This is a genomic window from Pseudomonas sp. Sample_10, from assembly GCF_004321495.1.
GTDB lineage: Bacteria > Pseudomonadota > Gammaproteobacteria > Pseudomonadales > Pseudomonadaceae > Aquipseudomonas.
The window spans coordinates 1-1,794 of the sequence record NZ_RCOE01000179.1 but is presented as its reverse complement, the minus strand read 5'-3'; the positions used below and the strand labels follow the sequence as shown (position 1 = coordinate 1,794).

The 1,794-nt window shown below is 61.6% G+C and carries 2 protein-coding genes; both read right to left on the bottom strand.

All coding sequences use genetic code 11. From position 1 onward, the window contains the following. A partial coding sequence (locus tag D8U18_RS17725) for an aconitase family protein (protein ID WP_241664336.1) occupies positions 1-463 on the bottom strand: 463 nt, incomplete at its 3' end. Between the two features lie 202 nt (positions 464-665). Next, positions 666-1,793, bottom strand: coding sequence for a 2-methylcitrate synthase (gene prpC / locus D8U18_RS17715; protein WP_130906137.1), 1,128 nt, complete (start codon positions 1,791-1,793; stop codon positions 666-668). Position 1,794 lies beyond the last annotated feature (1 nt).

Genomic DNA, 1,794 nt, shown 5'->3' with positions numbered 1-1,794 from the left:
TCCAGTTGATGAAGTGGAAACGGTCTTCGTTGCGACGGTCTTCGATGGCGCGGTTCTTCTCGAACGCCTCCGGATCGAAGCCACCACGTTCGACGGCCAGGGAGTGGTCGACGATCAGTTGCGTCGGCACCACCGGGTTGACTTGCGCCGGGTCGCCGCCTTGCAGGGCGATGGCGTCACGCAGGCCGGCGAGGTCGACCAGTGCGGTCTGGCCGAGGATGTCGTGGCACACCACACGGGCCGGGAACCACGGGAAATCGAGGTCGCGCTTGCGTTCGATGAATTGCTTGAGCGATTCGGTGAGCGTGGCCGGATCGCAGCGACGCACAAGGTTTTCCGCCAGCACTCGAGAGGTGTAAGGCAGGGTGTCGTAGGCGCCGGGAGCAATGGCCTCGACTGCCGCGCGGACGTCGAAGTAATCCAGTTTGCTGCCGGGCAGCGATTTGCGGAATTTCGTGTTCATCGTCAGGACTCGGTCACGGTAAATACAAAGGGTGGGGCTGGCGCCGGATTCGAAATCAACACAATCCACTGTGGGAGCGGGCTTGCCCGCGATTGCGGTGGGTCAGCCGACACATGTGTCGAATGTGACTCCTTCATCGCGGGCAAACCCGCTCCCACAGGGATCTACGCTGTATCCAGATCCCTGCAACAGCCTCCACCATTCAGCGTTGTTCGATTGGCACGAACTTGCGCTGTTCGACGCCGGTGTACTCGGCGCTCGGGCGGATGATGCGGTTGTTGGCGCGTTGTTCGTACACGTGGGCCGCCCAGCCGGTCAGGCGCGAGCAGACGAAAATCGGTGTGAACAACTTGGTCGGAATGCCCATGAAGTGGTACGCCGAGGCATGGTAGAAGTCGGCGTTCGGGAACAGCTTCTTCTGTTCCCACATGGTGGCGTCGATGGCCTCGGACACCGGGAACAACACCTTGTCGCCCACTTCGTCGGCGAGTTTTTTCGACCAGCCCTTGATCACCTCGTTGCGCGGATCGTTGTCCTTATAGATCGCGTGGCCGAAGCCCATGATCTTGTCCTTGCGCGCCAGCATGCCGAGGGTGCCCTCGACCGCCTCTTCCGGCGACGAGAAGCGCTCGATCATTTCCATCGCCGCTTCGTTGGCACCGCCGTGCAGCGGGCCGCGTAGCGAACCGATGGCCGCGGTAATGCACGAATACAGGTCCGACAAGGTGGAGGCGCAAACCCGTGCGGTGAAGGTCGAGGCGTTGAACTCGTGCTCGGCGTAGAGGATCAGCGAAACGTTCATCACCTTGACGTGCAGCTCGCTTGGCTTCTTGCCGTGCAGCAGGTGCAGGAAGTGGCCGCCGATGGACTGTTCGTCGCTCACGCAATCGATGCGCTTGCCTTCGTGGCTGAAGCGATACCAGTAGGTCATGATCGCCGGGAATGCCGCCAGCAGTCGGTCGGTCTTGTCGTGTTGCTCGGAGAAATTGTTCTCCGGCTCGAGGTTGCCCAGGAACGAGCAACCGGTACGCATCACGTCCATCGGGTGGGCGTCGGCGGGGATGCGCTCGAGCACTTCTTTCAGCGCTTGCGGCAGGTCGCGCAGCTTGCTCAGCTTGGCGATGTAGGCGCTCAGTTGCGCCTTAGTCGGCAGTTCGCCGTACAGCAGCAGGTAAGCGACTTCTTCGAACTGTGCGTCAGCCGCCAGTTCACGAACGTCATAACCACGATAGGTCAGACCGGCACCCGACTGGCCCACGGTGGACAGTGCGGTTTGCCCGGCAACCTGGCCACGGAGCCCGGCGCCACTGAGTACTTTTGCTTCGGCCATT